The sequence below is a fragment of the Hansschlegelia beijingensis genome (assembly GCF_045505405.1).
GTDB classification, from domain to species: domain Bacteria; phylum Pseudomonadota; class Alphaproteobacteria; order Rhizobiales; family Methylopilaceae; genus Methylopila; species Methylopila beijingensis_A.
Genome location: NZ_JBJKEX010000005.1, coordinates 1 through 20,279 on the forward strand (window position 1 = coordinate 1; position 20,279 = coordinate 20,279).

General features: G+C 68.0%; 20 protein-coding genes and 1 tRNA gene. 7 read left to right on the top strand and 14 right to left on the bottom strand.

All coding sequences use genetic code 11. The annotated features are described in order from the left end of the window. Positions 1-251 precede the first annotated feature (251 nt). The 5 genes from ACIKT0_RS00765 to ACIKT0_RS00785 all read right to left on the bottom strand — a co-directional run bounded on the left by ACIKT0_RS00765 (position 252) and on the right by ACIKT0_RS00785 (position 7,790). Entirely contained in the window at positions 252-1,811 is a 1,560-nt protein-coding gene (locus ACIKT0_RS00765; protein WP_407103518.1) for an OpgD/OpgG family glucan biosynthesis protein, read from the bottom strand. Positions 1,812-1,914: 103 nt separating this feature from the next. Further along, positions 1,915-4,623, bottom strand: a complete 2,709-nt coding sequence (locus tag ACIKT0_RS00770; protein ID WP_407103519.1) for a valine--tRNA ligase — start codon at positions 4,621-4,623, stop codon at positions 1,915-1,917. A 120-nt stretch (positions 4,624-4,743) separates the two neighbouring features. Then, positions 4,744-5,388: a PopZ family protein gene (locus ACIKT0_RS00775; RefSeq protein WP_407103520.1), complete on the bottom strand. Its 645-nt coding sequence runs from the start codon at positions 5,386-5,388 to the stop codon at positions 4,744-4,746. A gap of 153 nt (positions 5,389-5,541) precedes the next feature. Beyond that, positions 5,542-6,921, bottom strand: coding sequence for a TolC family outer membrane protein (locus ACIKT0_RS00780; protein WP_407103521.1), 1,380 nt, complete (start codon positions 6,919-6,921; stop codon positions 5,542-5,544). A gap of 218 nt (positions 6,922-7,139) precedes the next feature. Beyond that, a complete protein-coding gene (locus ACIKT0_RS00785) occupies positions 7,140-7,790 on the bottom strand; it encodes a protein-L-isoaspartate O-methyltransferase family protein (RefSeq protein ID WP_407103522.1) in 651 nt (216 codons plus the stop codon). Between the two features lie 185 nt (positions 7,791-7,975). Here ACIKT0_RS00785 and ACIKT0_RS00790 point away from each other — a divergent pair. The 3 genes from ACIKT0_RS00790 to ACIKT0_RS00800 all read left to right on the top strand — a co-directional run bounded on the left by ACIKT0_RS00790 (position 7,976) and on the right by ACIKT0_RS00800 (position 9,589). Beyond that, positions 7,976-8,049, top strand: a tRNA-Cys gene (locus tag ACIKT0_RS00790). A 194-nt stretch (positions 8,050-8,243) separates the two neighbouring features. After that, positions 8,244-8,747, top strand: a complete 504-nt coding sequence (locus ACIKT0_RS00795; protein WP_407103523.1) for an RDD family protein — start codon at positions 8,244-8,246, stop codon at positions 8,745-8,747. Positions 8,748-8,836: 89 nt separating this feature from the next. Then, positions 8,837-9,589 carry an arginyltransferase gene (locus ACIKT0_RS00800; protein WP_407103524.1) on the top strand — a complete coding sequence of 251 codons (753 nt, stop codon included), beginning with the start codon at positions 8,837-8,839 and terminating at the stop codon, positions 9,587-9,589. Positions 9,590-9,592: 3 nt separating this feature from the next. Here ACIKT0_RS00800 and ACIKT0_RS00805 read toward each other — a convergent pair whose 3' ends face one another. Continuing rightward, on the bottom strand, positions 9,593-11,164 hold the full coding sequence (locus tag ACIKT0_RS00805; RefSeq protein ID WP_407103525.1) for an acetate--CoA ligase: 1,572 nt from the start codon (positions 11,162-11,164) through the stop codon (positions 9,593-9,595). A 202-nt stretch (positions 11,165-11,366) separates the two neighbouring features. Between ACIKT0_RS00805 and ACIKT0_RS00810 the strand changes: the two genes are divergently transcribed. After that, positions 11,367-11,906 (top strand): DUF1003 domain-containing protein, encoded by a 540-nt coding sequence (locus ACIKT0_RS00810; protein WP_407103526.1) that lies wholly within the window; start codon positions 11,367-11,369, stop codon positions 11,904-11,906. A gap of 46 nt (positions 11,907-11,952) precedes the next feature. Here the strand turns inward: ACIKT0_RS00810 and ACIKT0_RS00815 are convergent, their stop codons facing one another. Beyond that, positions 11,953-12,303, bottom strand: coding sequence for a hypothetical protein (locus ACIKT0_RS00815; RefSeq protein ID WP_407103527.1), 351 nt, complete (start codon positions 12,301-12,303; stop codon positions 11,953-11,955). Positions 12,304-12,585: 282 nt separating this feature from the next. On the opposite strand from ACIKT0_RS00815, the gene otnI reads away from it, so the two are divergent. Both otnI and ACIKT0_RS00825 read left to right on the top strand, forming a co-directional pair. After that, complete coding sequence (otnI, locus tag ACIKT0_RS00820; protein WP_407103528.1) at positions 12,586-13,422, top strand: 2-oxo-tetronate isomerase; 837 nt, start codon at positions 12,586-12,588, stop codon at positions 13,420-13,422. Between the two features lie 9 nt (positions 13,423-13,431). Then, positions 13,432-14,523: an ATP-dependent DNA helicase gene (locus ACIKT0_RS00825; RefSeq protein ID WP_407103529.1), complete on the top strand. Its 1,092-nt coding sequence runs from the start codon at positions 13,432-13,434 to the stop codon at positions 14,521-14,523. A gap of 13 nt (positions 14,524-14,536) precedes the next feature. Here the strand turns inward: ACIKT0_RS00825 and ACIKT0_RS00830 are convergent, their stop codons facing one another. The 7 genes from ACIKT0_RS00830 to ACIKT0_RS00860 all read right to left on the bottom strand — a co-directional run bounded on the left by ACIKT0_RS00830 (position 14,537) and on the right by ACIKT0_RS00860 (position 19,273). After that, positions 14,537-14,881, bottom strand: a complete 345-nt coding sequence (locus ACIKT0_RS00830; RefSeq protein WP_407103542.1) for a hypothetical protein — start codon at positions 14,879-14,881, stop codon at positions 14,537-14,539. Further along, positions 14,881-15,576: a hypothetical protein gene (locus tag ACIKT0_RS00835; protein ID WP_407103530.1), complete on the bottom strand. Its 696-nt coding sequence runs from the start codon at positions 15,574-15,576 to the stop codon at positions 14,881-14,883. Before ACIKT0_RS00835 ends, ACIKT0_RS00830 begins: the two co-directional genes overlap by 1 nt. Positions 15,577-15,715: 139 nt before the next feature. Beyond that, positions 15,716-16,399, bottom strand: coding sequence for a response regulator transcription factor (locus tag ACIKT0_RS00840; RefSeq protein ID WP_407103531.1), 684 nt, complete (start codon positions 16,397-16,399; stop codon positions 15,716-15,718). Continuing rightward, a complete protein-coding gene (locus ACIKT0_RS00845) occupies positions 16,396-18,024 on the bottom strand; it encodes a sensor histidine kinase (protein WP_407103532.1) in 1,629 nt (542 codons plus the stop codon). Before ACIKT0_RS00845 ends, ACIKT0_RS00840 begins: the two co-directional genes overlap by 4 nt. A gap of 83 nt (positions 18,025-18,107) precedes the next feature. Beyond that, the gene (locus ACIKT0_RS00850) at positions 18,108-18,359 is read right to left on the bottom strand and encodes a histidine kinase (RefSeq protein ID WP_407103533.1); all 252 of its coding nucleotides are present in this window, start codon (positions 18,357-18,359) and stop codon (positions 18,108-18,110) included. A gap of 11 nt (positions 18,360-18,370) precedes the next feature. After that, positions 18,371-18,805: a cupredoxin domain-containing protein gene (locus tag ACIKT0_RS00855; protein ID WP_407103534.1), complete on the bottom strand. Its 435-nt coding sequence runs from the start codon at positions 18,803-18,805 to the stop codon at positions 18,371-18,373. A 318-nt stretch (positions 18,806-19,123) separates the two neighbouring features. Then, complete coding sequence (locus ACIKT0_RS00860) at positions 19,124-19,273, bottom strand: hypothetical protein (protein WP_407103535.1); 150 nt, start codon at positions 19,271-19,273, stop codon at positions 19,124-19,126. A 415-nt stretch (positions 19,274-19,688) separates the two neighbouring features. Between ACIKT0_RS00860 and fae the strand changes: the two genes are divergently transcribed. After that, positions 19,689-20,201 (top strand): formaldehyde-activating enzyme, encoded by a 513-nt coding sequence (gene fae / locus ACIKT0_RS00865; protein WP_183394044.1) that lies wholly within the window; start codon positions 19,689-19,691, stop codon positions 20,199-20,201. Positions 20,202-20,279: the final 78 nt, after the last annotated feature.

Consider the following 20,279-nt stretch of genomic DNA (forward strand, 5'->3'; position numbering starts at 1 on the left):
GGCGCGCGGAGGCGAGGCGGGCGTCGCGTAGGACGCCAGGCTGACGCCGGGTCTGGACCGGGCGGTCGGTCCCCCGACGGCGAAGACCCTGACGCCGGGCCGCTGCGCCAGCGCACGTGACGTGTGGACGAACTGGCCCGGAAAGTTGTTGTGGATGAACAGGACGTCCAAGGCGTCCCCCTCACCCCCCGGCGCGCGGAAGGATCGATCCCGTGACCGGCTTTGTCAAAGCCGTGCGAGCACGTGGGACGTCAGTCCTTGCGGGTCCAGGGGAAGACCCACGTCTCGGTGATCGCCCGGTCGCCGACCTTCAGCACGGCCCTGAGTTCGGCGGAGGTGTTCGGCTGCTCGATCTCATGGTCGAGGAACAGGCGGAAGCCCCGGATCTCCGGATTGGGCACCACATAGGCGGCGTTGATCTTCCCGACGCTCGCATGCGTGTCGGTCACCACCCGCTTCGGCTCGCCGAGCCAGTAAGCAAGCTCGCCGCCCTCGAAATCCACGATGAAGCGGCGCACGTGGGGCGGCGGCGCGCTGGGGTCGCCGGAAGCCCGCGCCTCCGTCACGAAGGTGTGCACGGCATGACCGAGAGGCGTGAGCCGTTCCGCGAGCTTCAGCGCGCGTAGCCCGTAGGAGAAGCGGAGCGTCTCCCCCGCCTTCGGCGGCGTCTCCGGCACCCAGTAGGACACGATGTTGTCGAAGGTCTCGTTGTCGGTCGGCAGTTCGACCAGTTCGACCCGTCCGGGGCCCCAGCCGCCATCCGGCTGGACCCAATAGCTCGGGCGAAGATCGTAGCGGACCTCGAGGTCCTGATAGTCCTCGAACAGCCGGTCGCGCTGCAGCAGACCGAAGCCTCGGACAGACGGATCCGGGAACGAGCTCTTCCGGAGCACATCCGGATTCACGAGAGGACGCCACGTCCAGTTTTCCGCGCCGCCGTGGATCAGCAGGCCGTCGGAATCATGCACCTCCGGACGGAAGCCGCGATACTGGCGGCGATCGTTCTCGCCATAGAAGAACATCGAGGTGAGCGGCGCCACGCCGAGCTTCGGGATGTCGCGGCGCGGGAACAGCGTGGAGCCTACCGCGACCGTGGTCTCCTCCCCGGGGGTGATCACCATCCGGTAGGAGCCGGAAAGCGAGGGCCCGTCGAGCAGGGCATGGATCACGATGGAGGTCGCTCCGGGAAGCGGCTCCTCGACCCAGAACTCCCGGAACATCGGGAATTCCTCCGGCTCAGCCTCGCCCGTGCCCACCGCGATTCCGCGCGCGGAGAGGCCGTAGTGCTGGCCTGCGCCCAGGAACCGGAAGTAGCTCGCGCCCAGGAAGACCGCGAGTTCATCCATCACGGTCGGCTTGTTCAGGGGAAACAGCAGCCGAAGCCCCGCGAAGCCGAAATCGATGGGCAGCCGGTCCTTCAGCTTGGTCTCGCCGAAATCGAACAGCGAGGCGTCGTAGGGGATCGGCGTGGCGACGCCCTCCCGTACAAGGTTCACCACCACCGGCGCCTTGTAGAGGAAGCCGAGGTGGAACAGCTCCATGCGGAAGTCGCTGCGGCCCTTCCCGAAGAAGGCCTTGTCCCTGCGGAACCGGATGGCGCGGTAGGCGTCGAATGAGAGGTCGTCGAGCGCCTTGGGCAGCTCCACGCGCGGCGGCTGGTAGGGGTGCGCGGCCAGCTGGCGCGCCCGTTCGATGACGACGCCGTGGTCGAAATCGAATGTGTTCGTCTCCGCGCGGACGCCGGAAGGGACGAGCAACGCCGCTCCGCCCGCACCAAGCAACGCGACCGCCTCTCGACGACTGTAGATCACCCTGAAATTCTCCCCGCTTTTGTCTCGCGCCATTCTATGGCGGAAGCAGGAGGTTTCGAGGCGATGAGCTTCACGACCCGCTGTCCGCCATTCCCGCGGCCGGTCACGCCCCGAGCTGCTTCAGGGCCGCCTCGATCTTCGCCAGCCGATCCTGGTAACCGGCGCGCTTCTCGCGCTCGCCCTCGACGACGTCCTCCGGCGCGCGCGCGACGAAGCTCTCGTTGGAGAGCTTGCCGTCGATCCGCTTGATCTCGCCGAGAGTCTTCTCGCGCTCCTTTGCGAGCCGGGTCCGCTCGGCGCCGATGTCCACCACGCCGCTCAGCGGCACGGCCACGATCGTGCCGCGCACCAGCAGCTGGATCGCCTCGCCGGGCGCAGTTTCCGCGAACGAGACGTTCGAGACCCGGGCGATACGCGCGAGAGTCGGCGCGGCGCGTTCGGCGCGCGCCTGAAGCGCCCCGTCCGCTCCGACCAGCACCAGCGGCAGCGTCGCCGCCGGCGGGACGCCCATCTCGGCGCGGGCGGAGCGCAGCTCCGTCACGAGCTCCACCAGCCAGCCGATCTCGGCCTCGCTCTCGGAATCGCCAAGACCGTCCAACGTGGGCCATTCGGAAAGAACCAGAAGGCCGTCCCGTCCGCCCTCGCCCGCCCGTGCGGCCCAGAGTTCTTCCGTCACGAAGGGCATGAACGGATGCAGCAGCTTGGCCGACTGGTCGAGGATGAAGGCGAGCGTCGCGCGGGTCTCGGCGGCCTCCTCCTCGCTACCGCCCTGCCCTTGCAGCACCGGCTTGGCGAGCTCGACATACCAGTCGCAGACCACGTTCCAGACGAAGCGGTAGACGGAGGCCGCTGCGTCGTTGAACCGGTAGGCCTCGATCGCCGCCGTGGTGTCGGCCGTCGCCCGCGCGGCTTCCCCAAGTATCCACCGGTTGAGGGTCGTCTTCACGGATTTCGGGTCGAAACCCTCGACCGGCGCAGAGCCGTTCATCTCTGCGAAGCGGGAGGCGTTCCAGAGCTTGGTCGCGAAGTTCCGGTAGCCCTCGACGCGTGACTTCGCGAGCTTGATGTCGCGCCCCTGCGCGGCCATCGCCGCGAGGGTGAAGCGCAGCGCGTCCGCGCCATAGGCGTCGACCAGCTCGATCGGGTCGATGACGTTGCCCTTCGACTTCGACATCTTCGCCCCCTTCTCGTCGCGGACGAGGGCGTGGATGTAGACGTCGCGGAACGGGACCTCCTTCATCACGTAAAGGCCCATCATCATCATCCGGGCGACCCAGAAGAAGATGATGTCGAAGCCGGTGACGAGCGCCGCGTTCGGATAGTAGCTCTTCAGCTCAGGCGTCTCATCCGGCCATCCGAGCGTGGAGAACGGCCAGAGGGCGGACGAGAACCACGTGTCGAGGACATCCTCGTCCCGCGTGAGCGCGGTCGGCGCGCCGTAATGCGCCTCTGCCGCGGCCAGCGCTTCGGCCTCGGTCTCCTCCACGAAGATCGCGCCGTCCGGCCCGAACCAGGCCGGGATCTGATGGCCCCACCACAGCTGGCGCGACACGCACCACGGCTGGATGTTCTCCATCCACTCGAAATAGGTCTTGGACCAGTTCTCCGGAACGAAGCGCGTCCGGCCCTCCCGCACGGCGGCCATCGCCTCCACCGCGAGCTTCTGGGCGTCGACGTACCATTGGTCGGTGAGATAGGGCTCGATCACGACGCCCGAGCGGTCGCCATGCGGCACCTGATGGACATGCGGCTCGGTCTCGACCAGCAGGCCGAGCTCCTCCAGCAACGCCAGCACGCGCTTGCGACCCTCGGCGCGGTCGAGACCATCCAGCGACATGAGGAGATCCATGTCGACGGAGTCCGGAAGACCGTCGAGGAAGCCCTCATTCTCGAGCAGGCAGAGCCGGCCATCGGGCGTCAGCACGTTGATCAGCGGCAGACCGTGGCGCTTGCCGACCTCGAAGTCGTTGAAGTCGTGCGCCGGCGTGATCTTGACCGCGCCTGTGCCCTTCTCGGGGTCTGAATACTCGTCGGCGACGATCGGGATCTTCCGCCCGACGAGCGGCAGGACGACGTTCTTGCCGACCAGATGCCTGTAGCGCTCATCCTCCGGATGGACTGCGACCGCGGCGTCGCCGAGCATCGTCTCCGGCCGCGTCGTCGCGACGACGATCGACTCGTCCGAGCCCTCCACCGGATAGCGCAGGTGCCAGAGGTGGCCCTTCACCTCGATCGACTGGACCTCGATGTCCGAGATCGCGGTGAGCAGCTTCGGATCCCAGTTCACGAGCCGCTTGTCGCGGTAGATCAGCCCGTCCTTGTGAAGGCGGACGAACAGCTTGACGACGGCGCGCGAGAGGCCCTCGTCCATGGTGAAGCGCTCGCGGGACCAGTCGCAGGAGGCGCCGAGGCGCTTGAGCTGCTTGAGAATCGTCCCGCCGGATTCTGCCTTCCACTCCCAGATCCGCTCGACGAACTTCTCGCGCCCGAGGTCACGCCGGCCCGGCTCGCCGCGCGCGCTGAGCTGGCGCTCGACGACCATCTGTGTGGCGATGCCCGCATGGTCCATGCCCGGCTGCCACAGCACGTCCTTGCCCCGCATGCGCTCGAAGCGCACGAGGATGTCCTGCAGCGTGTCGTTGAGCGCGTGCCCCATATGGAGCGAGCCGGTGACGTTCGGCGGCGGGATGACGATGCAGTAGGGCTCCGCGCCCGGCTTCGCCCCGGCGCCGGCCTTGAAAGCGCCGGCCTCGTCCCAGCGCGCGGCGATGCGCGGCTCGATCTCGGCCGGGGAATAGGTCTTCTCGAGCATTGGAAAACGCGCCTTGAGACGTACGGGACTGAGGGCGCGTTGAAGCCCAGCCCCGTGGGGGGTGTCAATGTCGAGCAGTCGGTCGGCTGGGACGACGTCCGCTCGCGGAGCCTGTCTCCGCTAGCGACCGCCGCGAGCGACCCGCTCGATCTCGTTGCGCACCAGACGCTCGACCAGCGGCGGCAGATTGTCGTCGAGCCACGCGCGCAACATCGGCCGGAGCATCTCCTTGACGATGTCGTCCAGCGTGCGGGCGTTGTTCGAAAGGATCGTGTTCGCCAGCGACCCGAACGCGTTGCTGACGGCGTCGTCGGCCGCCTCCGACAGCAGCCGCTCCGTCGACTCGGCCGGCCGGGAGGCGAGCGGCCTGTCCGCGGTTTTCGGCGCGGCAGACATGGTCTGGGGCGCGGGACCAGGCTCCTCCGCCATGTCCTCGGTGAGCTCGAACACGTCGAGATCCTCGGCCGTCATCACCGGCGCGGGCCGCGGCTCCGGCCGCTTCGGAGCGGCAAGCTCGGGCTTCGACGGCGCGTCGAACGACGCGAACATCGCGTCAATGTCGTCCTGACCAAGCGGCTCTTCGGCTTCAGCCTCGGGTTCCGGCTCCGGATCCGGCTGCCGAACGGTCTCAGCCTTCGGGGCGGCCTTGGCCGCCGCTTTCGGCGGCGTCAGGGCCTGGGTCGGCTCGTCATCGGAGATGATGCGGCGGATTGAGGCCAGAATTTCCTCCATCGTCGGCTCTTGAGCCTTCGCGGGCGTGCTCATGGTCTCTCCGTCATCTTCAGAGCCGCCCCGGGAGAGCCGCCCGCCTGCGCGCGCAGCTCACGAATCACCCGGAGACGCCGACCCTTCGTTAACGGCGAGTATTGCACCAGCCGGGCGCTCCACAAGCGCGCCGGCGTGGTCGCCCACAGCTCCTCAGCGGCCGTCCGGCGTGCGGAGCCCGGTCCACTTGTCGCGCACCTGATCGTAATGGACGTTGGCGTCGTAGCGCGCGACCCCGAGGCCGAGGCGGCTCGCCGTCAGCCAACCCACCGCGGACATCACCGCGTATGCGGCCACCACGCGGTCGCGCTGCGCCTGGATCAGGGTGACGCGCGCATTCAGCAGATCCTGCTGGGCGTTGAGGACGTCGAGCGTGGTGCGTTGGCCGACCTTGGCCTCCTCGCGCACGCCGTTCAACGCCGTCTGAGAGGCCTGGATCTGCGCCTTCGCGGAAGCGATCTGCGCCGTCGCGGCCTGAAGCTGCCCCCAGGCGGAGACCGTCGCCTGGCGGACCTGGTCGCGGGCGATGTCGGCCTCGAGGCGACGCTGACCGGCGACCTCCTTGGCCTGCCTGACCTGCGAGGAGACGGAGCCGGCTTGATAGATCGGGACCGTCATGCGTCCCACGATCGAACCACTGGTGACGCGCGAGACGTTCGAACTGTCATCGTAGCGGCGCTGGAACGCCGCCTCGAGCCCGATCGTCGGGTAGAGCTGGCCCTCGACCACGCGGATCTGCAGGTTCGCGGCGTCGACGCCATGGAAGGCGGCGAGGATCGCAGGGTGCTGCGCTTGGCTGAGATTGATGGCGTCGGTCAGGTTCTTGGGGAGCAGCCTGTCGATGGAGCGCGCCGGCTTCGGTCTGCCGATGTCGTCTCCCACCACCTGCCGATAGGTCGCACGGCTGGTGTTGAGCTGCGCTTCCGCCTGGCTGACCGCCGTATGCGCGCCTTCGACCGCCGCCTCGGCCTGGGCCGTGTCGGTCCGTGTCACCTCGCCGACCTGAAAACGCTCGCGAGCCGCGCGCAGCTCCTCCTTCAGAACGTCCACATTGTTCCGGCGGACGTCGAGGATCGCATAATCGCGGAGCACGTCCATGTAGGCCTGCGCCGCGTCGAACAGGACGTTCTGTTCGGTGTTACGGAGTTCTTCACGCGCGCCGAGCACATTCGATTCGGCAGTGCGAACCTGATTTTGTGTGCGGAAGCCGTTGAACAGGTTCTGGTCGGCTGTAATGGCGACGCCGCGGGGCTGGTTTGTGTCGGTCGTCTTGCTCTTGGGGACGCTGACGCCGAGAATTTGAGACGACGGCGTGACCTGCTCCGAACGCTGGACGCCGTAATCAACAGACGCCGCGATCGTCGGACGATAGCCGGACAGCGCCTGCGGCACCTGTTCGTCGGTCGCGCGCACGGCGGCGCGCTGGGCGTTCAGCGTCGGGCTCGCCCCATAGGCGCGGGTGAGCGCCTGTTCGAGAGATTGCGCACGCGCCGCCTGACCCGCCGGGATGGCGGACAGGAGCCCAAGCGCCACACTGGCGCACAAGGCGCCCGCGCGACGACGAAACGAAACGTTCGTCGACATTCCACACACCGAATTTCGAGCGCCGCGCGCGATGGATACTCCGTCGCGGCGCAGCATGAACGCGACCCCGCGGTAGCGTAGCGGGCGGCTCCGCGGGAGGAAACCGGCGGAGGCTCGGTTAACGGAAAGACCGTGCCGGGTGGCGCAAAGCGGCCACAGCCGGACAGTCAGAACGCGAAGGCCTCGACCGGCTGGAAGCCCGGAAGATCCGGGCCGTAGGCGTCGAAGAACTGCGCTGCGGCGAGCTTGCCGTGATGCGGACGGAACGTCGTGGCCTTCGTCGCGGGCCCGAGGCCCGCCGGCGCGACGATCCGCCCTGAGGGCGACAGCTGCTCGGCGAGTCTCTCAAGGCCGACCACCACGGCGCCGTCGCAGAAGATCAGATCGAACGGCGCGCTCTGGGGCGCGCCGGCGGTCAGATCGCCTTCGACGACCGTGACGTTCGGACGCCCGCTCAGACGCTCGCGCGCGCCAGCCGCCAGATCCGCGTCGCACTCGAGCCCGACGACCCGCCCCGCCAGCTCCGCGAAGATGGCGACGCTGTAGCCGAGGCCGCAGCCGACCACGAGCACGGATTCGTGTTCTTCCGGAGCCGCGAGTTGCACGAGCCGCGCAAGCGTCATCGGCTCCAGCATCGCGCGTCCGGGCGCGCCGAGCGGCGCGCGGATATCCAGGTAGGCGAGATCCTCGCGTCCCGCGGGGACGAATCTCTCGCGCGGAACGGTGAGGAAGGCCGCGAGAACGCGGTGATCGGTGACATCGGCGACCCGGATCTGGCCGTCGACCATGCCGTGCCTGAGACGCTCGAAATCGGTCATGGGCCTCGCGCTCCCGCGCGGCGCCCGCCGGCCGCGCTGCCGCGCCTCTTCTGCGACAGCCGCAGCGTCGTGGCAAGCAGCGCCGGCGGCGCCGTATTGCGGCCGGGAAGAGCGCAGGCTATGGAGAGCCGCCCATTCCGCGGAAGCAACGCCGAGGAACCTCAAAGCTCCCGGCCCGCGCGCGAGGCCACGTGGCGGAATGGTTACGCAGAGGACTGCAAATCCTTGTATCCCGGTTCGATTCCGGGCGTGGCCTCCAGCCTTACCGTCTTCCCCTGCTGCGCTCGCAAACCGCGGAGCAGCGCCAACTCCAAAGCCGAATCTCTCCAGCACGCCGGACGGCGGCGGGCCCGAAAGGATGTGCCCGAGGCCCTGAGGCTCCGGCGCTTGCGGAGGGCCCCTAGGAACACCAGATTCTGGGGGGTATTCAGCCGCCCATGGAGCCGACGCGAAATGCAGCCTGCGCCTCTCTATCCGACTGCCGCCGTTTCGCCGCGTGACCGCTGGGACCCGCTGGTCGAGCCTCGGCTCTATGACGGCGTGCTCAGCCGCCGGGTTCTGGCGTTCTGCGTCGATTTCTGCGTCGTGCTGACCCTTACGGTGATCGCGAGCGTCGTGATCGGCGTGCTCGGAGTCTTCACCTTCGGGCTCGCATGGTTGCTCTACGGCATGGTCTTTCCGATCGTGGCCATTCTGTATTCCGGCGCGACCCTCGGCGGCGACCGCGCGGCGACCCTGGGAATGCGCCTTACCGGCCTGACCTGCCGGCTTTCAGACGGCGCGCGACCCGGGTTCGTGATCGCCGCCGCGCATGTGGTTTTCCTTTATCTGTCGGTCTCGATCCTCACGCCGCTCGTGCTCGCCGTCGGCCTCTTCACGCGTCGCAAGCAGTTGCTGCACGACCTCGTGCTTGGAACGCTGTTCGTCGATCGCGGCGCGTTGGACCGGCTCGCCTGAGCCGGTCTTGTCGGCCGCAGCCTCGCTGATATCCTGATGTCTGGACTTGGGCTGCGGGTCGTGACCGCGGTGAGTCCCGGGTACGCGCCTTGACCGCCCACGCTCGCGATACGCCGCAGTTCTACCTGACAGCGCCCTCGCCCTGCCCTTATCTGAAGGGCCAGTTCGAGCGAAAAGTCTTCACGCATCTGGTGGGCGACAAGGCCGCCGGGCTGAACGATCTGCTCACGCACGGCGGTTTCCGCCGCAGCCAGACGATCGCTTACCGGCCCGCCTGCGAGAACTGCCGCGCCTGCGTGTCGGTTCGGGTGCGCGTCGACGACTTCGTCTGGACCAAGGCCTTCCGCCGGAACCGCGCAATGAATCGCGATCTGGTGGGGCGGGAGATCGGCCTGCAGCCGACCTCCGAGCAATATTCCCTGTTCCGCGCCTATCTCGACCGCCGTCACGCGGACGGCGGCATGGTCGACATGACGGTGCTCGACTACGCCACGATGATCGAGGACAGCCATGTCCGGACCGGGCTCGTGGAGTATCGCAGGCGCGGGCCCGACACTGCGATCAACGGGCGCGGCTCGGGGCCGCTGCTGGCGGTCGCCCTCGTCGACCGGCTGTCGGACGGGCTTTCGCTGGTCTACTCGTTCTATGATCCCGAGGCCCGGGACCGCGGCCTCGGCACCCATGTGATCCTCGATCACGTGGCTCGCGCCAAGAGCCTGGGGCTGCCCTACCTGTATCTCGGCTACTGGGTCGATGGCTCCCCGAAGATGGACTACAAGCGCCGGTTCCGGCCGCAGGAGTATCTCGGCGCCACCGGCTGGGCGCTTCGCGAAGGCGAGTAGGCGTCAGGCGCGCGAGCGAGGGCCCGGAACGGTCGCGGCCAGCAGGCGGCGCTGCAGCTTGCCATTGGCCGAGCGCGGCAAGGCCGCCACGAAATGGAACGCCTTCGGCCGCTTGTAGGCGGCGAGTCGCTCCGACGCCTGTCTGGCGAGACCCGCCTCGTCGGGCTCGACGCCGTCTCGCAGCACCACGAAGGCCGCGATGATCGAGAGATCTTCCCGCGGCCGCCATTCCGTCACGCCGATGTCCGCGACCGAGGGATGGTCCGCCAGCGCCGCCTCGACTTCCGCCGGCGACACCCGGTAGCCGAGCGCGTTCATCACGTCGTCGGCGCGGCCGTGGTGCCAGACGTACCCCTCGTCGTCCACGGAGACGAGGTCGCCGCTGACGAACCACTCCCCCCGAAGGCTTGCGGCGTCCTCGTCCGGCCGCCGCCAGTAGCCGAGCATCAGGCCGAGGTCGGATCGATGCACCGCGAGCAGCCCCGCCTGCCCGGCCGGAAGAGGATCGGTCCCGCTCGCCTGCGGCAAGACCGCGATGCGGCGTCCAGGCTGCGGCTTTCCTGCGGAGCCGGAGCGCGGCGGCGTCGCCGGCCCCGACGAGATGAAGGTCGAGATCTCGCTCATGCCGAACGATTCGTAGAGCTCCCTCCCCGTCTTCTGGCGCCACTCGGCGAGCAGCGGCGGGGCGAGCGCCTCGCCTGCCGCGACCGCATGACGGAGCGTGGGAAGCGCAAGACCGTCGGTCCAGCCGCGTTTCATGATCTGCCGGTAGACCCCGGGGGTGGCGGCGAAGATGGTGGCGCCGAGTTCGGCGATCAGCCGCGGCCAGGCGGCGGGGTCGCTGACGCCGCGCGCGAGAGCCGCGGTCGCGCCACAGGACCATGGGTCCAGCACGCCGACCCCGAGCGTGTAGGTCCAGTTGAACGCGCCCGCGTGCAGCATCACGTCGCCGGGCCGCAGCCCCAGCCAATGCTGGTGCATCGGCCGCCGGCCGAGCGCCACCCGGTGTGCATGGAGAACGCCCTTCGGCCGTCCGGTGGTGCCTGACGTGTAGACCAGGTAGGCCGGCTCCTCGGCCGCCGTGGCGGCGAAGTCGCTCAGCGGCTCTGCGCGTTTCAAGCGGGCGAGATCATCGGGCCGAAGCACGAGCGCGTCGCCGAATCCCCCCTCGCCCTCCGCTTCGCGCCCAAGCGCCACTGCCGCCGCCTCGGCGTCCGTAGCGACGAAGCGCACGTCCTCCGTCGTCAGCATCATCGAGGTCGGCACGGCGACATGGCCCGCCGCGATCACGGCGAAGAACAGCAGGACCGTGTCGACCTCATTCCCCATCCGGATCACGATCCGGGAGCGCGGCGGCAGGTTCAGCTGCGCCAGACCGCCTGCGAGGCGCATGACCGCGTCCAGAACCTCCGCGAAGCTCATCCGCAGCGCGCCGCCGCCCGCGCCATCGCCGATGATCAACGCCGTCTGCCCTGCGCGATCGAGCGCGTTCTGCGCCAGGCAGTGGCGGGCGAGATTGAAGGGGCCGTCCGCCTCGGACGGCTGAACAGGCGCTTCGGTGACGATGGCGGACATGGCGGCTCTCTTCCGGCGAGGCGCCATATACCGGCGCCCCGCGTTCGGCGCGCTCATGCTTTCGGCTCAGTCGCCCTCTCGGCGGCGCGCCGCGGTCGAGCCGCGCCGGAACAGGATCGGCCCCGCTGATGTTGCGCCGTCGACTATGCCCGGCGCGCTCTCCCGGTCAGAGATCATCCACGGCGAACGGGCTGAAGCGACGATGACAGGCAGAGACGCTGAGAACAGCGTGACCGAGGAGGCCCGGAGGGAGGATCTCGGCCCGGTCCTGGACCAGAACATCCGGCGGCTCGAACAGCATCGTCAGGCCGAGGAAACCAAGGCGCCGCTCGAGGAGCGGCTCGCCGCGCGCATCACGGCGGCGACCGGCAGCATGGGGTTCGTCTATGCCCACCTCGCCGTCGTGGCCTGCTGGGTGGCGGTGAATCTGGGACTGGTTCCCGCCGTCAAGCCGTTCGACCCGACCTTCGTGATTCTGGCGACCGCCGCGTCGGTCGAAGCCATCTTCCTCTCGACTTTCGTTCTGATCAGCCAGAACCGCGACGCCGCGATAGCCGAGCGGCGCGCGCAGCTCGACCTCCACGTGAACCTGCTTTCGGAGCGGGAGATCACGACGCTCGTGAAGATGGTGAAGGAGATCGCCGCGAAGCTGGACATCCCGCTCGAGAAGGAGCCGGAAGTCGATGACGCGCAGCGCAAGATCGTGCCTGAGAAGGTCCTGGACCGGCTCGCGGAACGCTGACCCCCGGAAGGGGCGGCGCCGCTGGGCGGCGCCGCGTGACGTCGGCTTAGTTGGCCTTCGTCGCCTTGCCGGACTTGTCGCCGGCCTGATTGGCCGCCTGCGCGCCATCGGCATAGGACAGCTTGAGGTCCTTATCGACGACGATCTTGTCGCCGTCCTTGGCCGGCAGGCCGTAGCCCATGCCGACGACCCTCACCTCGCAGCCTTCGGGGCACGAGAGATTCGCGGACTTGCCGGCTTCGATCTTGGTCTTGGGTTCGTCATTGCCGAGATCAACGGTGATCTCCTGCGCCTTGTCGCTCTCGTTCGTCACCGTGAGGGCCAGCGCAGGACCGGCCGCCAAGGCCAGCCCCCCGGCCGCGAGCAACATCGCGCCTGCGCTCTTCAGCACGCTCATCTACCCGTCTCCTTCCGTTGGCGTTGCGTTTGCAACAGTTGTCGTCCGCTGACGAAGTACCGCCGCGGCGAGCCTTTATGTTCGGCCCCAATGACTTCGTGCCTCAAGAACGCGACATCAATACGTCTACGGACATGTTATCTAGATCACGACTTTACTTACGTGTTCGTGATTTTCTAAGATTCTCATAAACAAACGCGCATCGGACTAGGTCCGGCGCAGGCCCCGGTGGCGTTTCCGGGCTCCTCGGCTATGCTCCGCGCCCCGCCCAGAGCCTCGCCGATGCCGCGTTTCGCAGCCAACCTCTCGCTGATGTTTACGGAGCGCCCGCTCCTCGACCGCTTCGCGGCGGCGGCCGACGCCGGCTTCGCCGCCGTCGAATTGCAGTTCCCCTATGAGCACCCGGCCGACGCGATCGCGCAGCGGCTTGAGGCGGCGGGTCTGGAACTCACGCTTTTCAACCTTAGCCCCGGGGATTGGGCGGCCGGCGATCGCGGACTGGCGGCGCTGCCGCTCCGGCGCGAAGAGTTCCGCGCCTCCGTCGCGACGGCGCTGGCCTACGCCGAGGCGACCGGAACGCGGAAGCTGCATGTCATGGCGGGGATTGCCTCACGCGCCGATCCGGCGGCGCAGGCGGCCTATCGGGACGCGCTGCGCTATGCCTGCGAACAGGCCGGGCCGCGCGGCGTGGAGATCATGATCGAGCCGATCAACTTCCGCGACATGCCCGGGTACTTTCTGGACGACTTCGCCGCTGCGGCGGAGCTCATCCGAGACCTCGCGCTCCCAAATCTGAAGCTGCAGTTCGACGTCTACCACCGCCAGATCCTCCACGGAGACGTGCTGAGAGGCCTCGAGGCGCTGCTGCCGATCATCGGCCACGTACAGACGGCGTCAGTTCCGGGGCGCAACGAGCCGGGCAGCGGCGAACTCGACGACCTCAGGATATTCAGGACGCTCGATGAGCTCGGCTATCGCGGCTGCGTCGGCTGCGAGTACAGACCCCTGGGGCGCACGGAAGACGGGCTCGGCTGGCTCAGAGAGTCGCATGAAGGCGCCGGAGCGGGCGGGCGCGCCCCGCGACTCGCGCTACAAGGCCGCCAACGCAACGCCGTCTGACGGAATCTGATGCGCTGGTCGCCTCAACAGGACGCCGCCCTCGTCGCCGCCGCCGAATGGCTGCGGCGGCCGAAGTCCCAGGTCTTCCGGCTGTTCGGCTACGCCGGGACCGGCAAGACGACGCTCGCGCGCCATCTGGCCGAAGACGTCGACGGCGACGTTTGCTTCGGCGCCTATACGGGCAAGGCCGCTCTGGTGCTGCGCGGCAAGGGCTGCGAGGACGCGAGCACGATCCACGCGATGATCTATCGGCCCCGCGGGGGCGACGAGGAGGGCCCCTCCTTCGCGCTCAACCGGGACGGTCCCGCCGCCAAGGCCGACCTGATCGTGATCGACGAATGCTCGATGGTGGACGAAGAGCTCGGCCGCGATCTGCTCTCCTTCGGCAAGAAGGTGCTGGTTCTGGGGGACCCGGCGCAGCTTCCTCCGGTGCGCGGCGGCGGCTTCTTCACCGAGGCCGAGCCTGACGCCATGCTGACCGAGGTGCACCGGCAGGCGGCGGACAACCCGATCATCCGTATGTCCCTCGCGGTCCGGGAAGGACGGGAACTGGAGTCGGGCGTGTTCGGCGAAAGCCGCGTGATCTCCCGGCGTGAGATCACCACGGAGGACGTGACGGGCGCCGATCAGGTGCTGGTCGGCACCAACCGCACGCGCCGCCTGTACAATGGCCGGCTGCGCGAGCTGAAAGGGCTGCTGGATCCGATGCCGGCCGTCGGGGACAAGCTGGTCTGCCTGCGAAACGACAAGACCAAGGGGCTGCTGAACGGCGGGACGTGGGTCGTTCAGCGGCTGAAGAGCGCCGACGCCACGCGGGTGAAGATGGACGTGCTTCCGGACGACGAGAGCGCCCGCCGCTCCGTCTCGATCACGGTGCTCAAGGCGTTCTTCACGGGCGAGGCCGAAGCGATCCCGTTCGCGCAGCGCAAGCGCTCAGACGAGTTCGACTACGGCTACGCCTTGACGGTTCACAAGGCGCAAGGCTCGCAGTGGGACGACGTGGTGTTGTTCGACGAGAGCTACGCGTTCCGGGAGCACCGCGCGCGCTGGCTCTACACGGGGCTGACCCGGGCGGCCAAGCGCGTCACGGTCGTGCGCTAGCGCGCGCTTCAGCTCAGGGGAAGCACTCGATGTCGGCTTCGGCCTGAGCGCGTCGCAGGTTGGCGACCTTGTCGCGAAGATTCGGGCTGTTGCGGAAGACCTCCGAGGCCTGCCCGGCGATCTTGTCCATGCTCAGCACCGTCTGCGCCTCCTCATACTCAGAGTGAGGCAGCATGGCCGCGATCCTGTCGATCGAGCAGGAGCACTGCTCGAGGGCTTGCCGCGTCTGGCCGTTGGCGGCCATGCAGCCGAAGATGTAATCGGCCTTGTCGACCGTCGAGTAGTCGTCGCCGACGCCGGCGAAAGCCGCCCCTGCGGGGAGCAGGAGCGCTACGGCCGCGACCGCTATCCTCTTCATCACTGCTTTGCGCCCTCCGTGGTCTGGGTCGCCTTCGACGATTGAAGCGTCAGCTCCTCCACGAGGAGCGGGCCGGTGCGGTCCGGCTTCGGGGTCACGCTTTTGAGGGCGTAGAGCCCGCCCGGCACGTCATCGGCGAAGGTAAGCTCGTACGTCCGATCAGCGAACCCCTTGAGCTGCATGCGATGCTGATCCTTCGCAAACGGCTCGAGCTTCACCGTCCAGGCGTCGATGGTGCGGCCGTCATACTGGATCTTCGTCTGCTCGATGGGGGGGTTGGCCTTGAGCGCTTCCATGATCCGGTTGCGCAGATAGTAGGGGCTGCCGCCCGAGATTTTCTGCATCTCACGCACGTTCTCCTCGAGAACAGCGATGACCAGCGGATTGCCGCTGCGCGCCAGGTTCTCCAGGGCACGGCCGCGGGCGCCGGTGAACAGGTCGATCTTGATCGAGTCCTCGGCGCCCTTCGGGCCGACCGTGAGCTTCACCTCGTCCTCGAACGAGGGAGCGAGATCCTTGCCGTCGGCCTTCCTGACGTAGCGGTAGGACAGCTCGGAGCCGTTCTCGACCTTCTTCAGGAACGGGGCGTAGAACACGAGATCGACCGCCGTCGGCGCGGCGTAGGCCGGCGCCGCCATCACCACGGACAAAGCAAGCCCAGCCGCGAAGCTGCAGCCGGTAACGAAACGACGCATAGGGCAAGCCTTCCTAGACGAGAGCGGGGGCTTCATCCGCGGCGGAAGCGCTGTCGCGGGCCGCGGCGCCCCCCTTCTTATGCCCGTATTATGCACCGCCGCGCCCGGTCGCGCCAATACGCCGCCAGGCCGCAGCGACTCACGTCGGCGCGAACATGAAGCCGCGGCCGCGCACCGTCACGATCAGCCGGCCGCCTTCAGGCATCGCCTCGCTCAGCTTGTGGCGCAGATAGCCGATATAGACGTCGACGACGTTGAGAGACGCGCCCCCGTGGCCCGCCCAGAGAGCCGCGAAGATGTCGGCGCGGCTGAGCGGCTCCCCTGTGTGGCGCATCAGCAGCGCCAGCAGGTCGACCTCCCGCTCAGTCAGCCGCGCGGAGCCATCCGGCGTGATGGCGGTGCGGGTTTCGAGGTCGAGATCGAGCGGCGGCACGATCAGGTGGCGCTGGTCCGTCGCGCTGGTCTCGCGCCGCATCTCCTGGACACGCACCCGCGCCAGCAACTCCTCGAAATCGAACGGCTTCACGAGATAATCGTCGGCGCCCGCGAGCAATCCCTCGGTGCGGTCCGAGACGCTCGATTTCGCCGACAGCATGATGATCGGCGCCGTCTGGCCGGCCGCGCGCAGCGCCTTGCACACGTCGATCCCCGACCGCCCCGGCAGCATGACGTCAAGGATGATCGCGCAGAGCGGCTTGCCGGTCGCGACGGCGAGCGCCGCCTCCCCGTCGCCCACGAGTTCGACGTCGTAGCTCTCGGCGGCGAAGCCGCGTCGCAGCACCGATCCGATGTCGGCGTCGTCTTCCACGATCAGGATGGTCATGAAGCGGCTCCGATGACGAGTCGCGGCGCGTGCGCCGGCAGACGAATGGTGACGATTGTTCCGGAGGGCAGTCCGCCTCCTCCGGTGCTGCTGTCGATCGCGATCTCTCCGCCGTGGCGTTCGACGACCCAGCGCGCGAGAGCGAGGCCGATGCCGAAGCCCGACCCCTCCTTCTGATCAGCCCCCCGATAGAAGCGCTCGAAGATTCTGGGAAGGTCGGCCTCCGGGATTCCAGCGCCGTCGTCGGCCACCAGAACCTCCGCCGAACCATCGCGGGAGGCGTGCACGTCGAGGCGAACCGCGCCGCCCGGCGGGGTGTGGCGGATCGCGTTCGCGATCAGGCCCTCGATCACCTGCCGAAGCCAATCGGCGTCCGCCTCCACGACCGGATCGACCGCGAACGGGCCGGCATGCAGCTTGACGCGGGCGGCCTTCGCGCCTGCCTCGGCGCTGTCGGCGGCGGTCTGCACGATCTCCGCCAGGGACACGGGAGAGAAGTCGAGCTCAAGCTGGCCGCTCTCGGAGCGGGCGACGCGCAACAGGTCCTCGACCCGGCGGTGCAGGGCGCGGGCCCGCGCCCGGATCGTGCCGAGAGCCCCGCGCAGGGTCGCGGCGTCCGGCTGGCCGCGGAGCGAGATGTCGACCTCCCCTAGGATCACGGTGAGCGGCGTCCGCAGTTCGTGGCTGACGTCCGTGAAGAACCGGCGGCGGGCGCGATCGATGTCCGAGAGACGGGCGTTCGCCTCGCGCAGTTCGGCCGTGCGCGCGTTCACGACCTCCTGAAGCCGCAGTTGCGCTTTCATCAGGCGCTCCTCCCGCCGCGAGAGCTGGAGCGCCATCCGGTTGAACCTCATCATCAACAGGCTGAGCTCGTCATGGCCGCGCACCGGCAGACGCGTCGCCGTCTGCCCTCGGGCGATCGCGGCTGCGGCGCCGGCCACCCGGGACACCCGCGCCAGCAAAGGGCTGGCGATCGCCCGATAGAGCAGAAAGGCGATCAGCGCAGCCGCGGTCACGGCGGCGATTGATATCGGCGCAAGGCGGGCGCGCAGATCCGCCATGGCCTCGGTCGCGGCGCGTGCGGCCGCGCGCTCCTCCTCGATCGCTTGGCCCAGCGCCGGAGAGAAGCCGCTTGCGAACTCGTCGAGCGCGACCTTGACCCGCGCGGCGGCGTCCGACTGGCCGCCCCTGGCGTCCCTGATCGCCTGCAACGTCTGGCGGTCGAGGAAGTCGAATCGAGCACGCATGAACGCGAAGACGCGGCTGCGGGCGGCGACCAGCGTCGCGGCCTCCTCGTCAGTCTGTCGTTCGAACTCGCGGGCGACCTCGTCATTCAGCCGCTCGAACGCCTCCTGGACGCGCTTGCGCGGCGGCGACAGGCGATCGGACTGCAACTCGCTCGTCTGCGTGGTCTGAAGGGCGGTCAGCGCATAGTCCGTCACCCGCCCGGACACCGCAGAGAGCAGTTCGAGCCGTCGTTGCGCGGAGGAAAGCTCGCTGACGTGGCCGCTCGCGACGCCGAGCGTCCATGCGACGGCGAACGCGGCCGCGCCGGTCACGATCACCACGGTCGCGACCAGCACCGCGAGACGGAATCTCAGAGATTGGTACGCGCGTCGCCACATGCGGCGGACCTTAGGAAGCCGGAGCGGGGTTCTCCGCCCCGGCGATTTCGCGGACGCGCCGGGCCTTGCGGCCGACGGCGGCTTCACTTCTTGTTCAACGCTTTCTTCGCGTCAGCGACCGCGTCGAGGCACTCGTCATACTCCTTCTCGCCCTTCTCCCGCTCGGCGACCCGCAGGGCCGTCTTGAGGGCTTCGGCGACGGCGGGCGGGTGCGAGCCTGCGGCCTCGGCCTTGATCATCGCGATTCCGGCGTCGCAGTCCGACGCCTCGTCGGCTTGCGCCGTCGCTCCGGCGAACGCCAGACCGGCCGCCGCCAGCCAAAACACCTTCATCATGCGCGCCACCCTCATTTGGCGATGATCCTGCCGGTCATGCCATGACCCTCGAGGCCGTCGATCCACCACTTGAACTCGCCCGGACGGATGACGACGAACTCCAGACGGATCGCGCCCGCGTCGTCCCACTCAAGATGGTGCGGCGATCCGGGGCCGTGGATCTCAAGATGATTGATGACGATCTGGTTGATCCAGATGTTGCGGAAGAACTCGGGCGAGAAGAACTTGTATTCCTTCCCGCCTTTCGAGACGATATCGAGCCTGTAGGACTTGCCCGCCTCGAGCTCGATATCCTTCTGGCTCACGGCGTAGTCGTTGCCCTGGTCGTCACCGAACACGAGATCGGGCAGGTTGGTGCGCCCTTTGGCGAGATCGACTGCGTGTGCGGGGGCGGCGGCGACGAGCGCGACGGCCATCCCCAGCAAGGCGACATAGCGTTTCAACATTCCTCGTCTCCCGTTGCGGCCCTTTCGGGCTCTTTTGACGCCGGTCAGGGCGGGGGAGCCGCGCCGCACGGCTGGCCGTCCACCACCCAGACGCCGGCTTATCCTGGACTATCTCGGAGGATGGCAAGCCTTCACGGTCCACGCCGGCGCTTGGACGAGGCGCGCCGCGCTCGCGCCTTGCGCCCAGGCGCCGCGCGGCTCCCGACCGTAGATTCCCCGCCTCCAGCCGGAGGTTGCAGAAGACTAGGTCCGACGAGCGGTCGCGTCTATACTCGCGACCGCTTATTCTTTTATTATAATGCTGCGCTTAGAGCTCCCTTATTCGGCGTTCCGAGTGACCCGGACCTGCCCCGGTCGTTCGCACTTCCACCTTGAGATCTGCCATTCGGGGTGATCGCCCGCCCACTCGGCCAGAACGGGCACCGCGGCCACCATGCACATGCGGGATTCGCCCGCGTCCGGGCTCATGAGGACCCGCTCCTCGCGACAGGATTCGGGCGACGCGGCGAGGCACGCTAACAGGACGAGGTCCATGTCGGTCTCCTGGCGAAACTCCGGCTGAAGCCGGCGACAAGAGAGAAGTGTACGCGCCTTATTGTGCGTCGCAATAATTTTTGGTGCACTGCGATGAGCCGGGCTGAAGACCTCGGTGCGCAGGACGTTTGGCGGCCAGGAGGCGACGAGCGGTCGCGCCTTATAAGAAGGCCTTGCCGTTTGAGCGTGGTCGCGACTAGTGTGCGCCCGCATGTCCTTATTCGAAGCTATCAGGCCAACCGGTTCGGTCTCCGCCGAACGCAGTCGCAACGATAGCCTGGGGCATCGAGTCGGTGGCGGCCATTGAGGCGCGCCGACTACACCATGGCTTAAAGCTGGGAGGATGCTTATGGCGAAGATTACCAAGACGCTCATCGGTGAGTCGCTGGTTGGCGACGGCAATGAGGTCGCTCACATCGACCTGATCATCGGCCCGCGCGGCTCGACGGCCGAGTCGGCGTTCGTCAACGCTCTGACGAACAACAAGGACGGTTTCACCTCGCTTCTCGCGGTCGTGACCCCGAACCTGCTCGCCAAGCCGAACACGATCCTGTTCAACAAGGTCACCATCAAGGACGCCCGTCAGGCCGTTCAGATGTTTGGCCCGGCTCAGTACGGCGTCGCGAAGGCTGTCGTCGACAGCGTCGCGGAAGGCGTGATCCCTGAGGACGAAGCCGACGACCTGTTCATCTCGGTCGGCGTGTTCATCCACTGGGAAGCTGCGGACGACGCCAAGATCCAGCAGTACAACTACGAGGCGACCAAGGAAGCCCTGAAGCGCGCCGTCACCGGCGAGCCGAAGGCCAAGGACGTCGTGGCGCAGGCCGCGACGGCGAAGCACCCCTTCGCCGCCAACGCATAGAGCGGAAACCACCCTGGACAGACCCCGCCTGCAGCAAAGCCTCCAGGCCTGCTCCAGCGGTTGGCCGCCCTGCTCTTT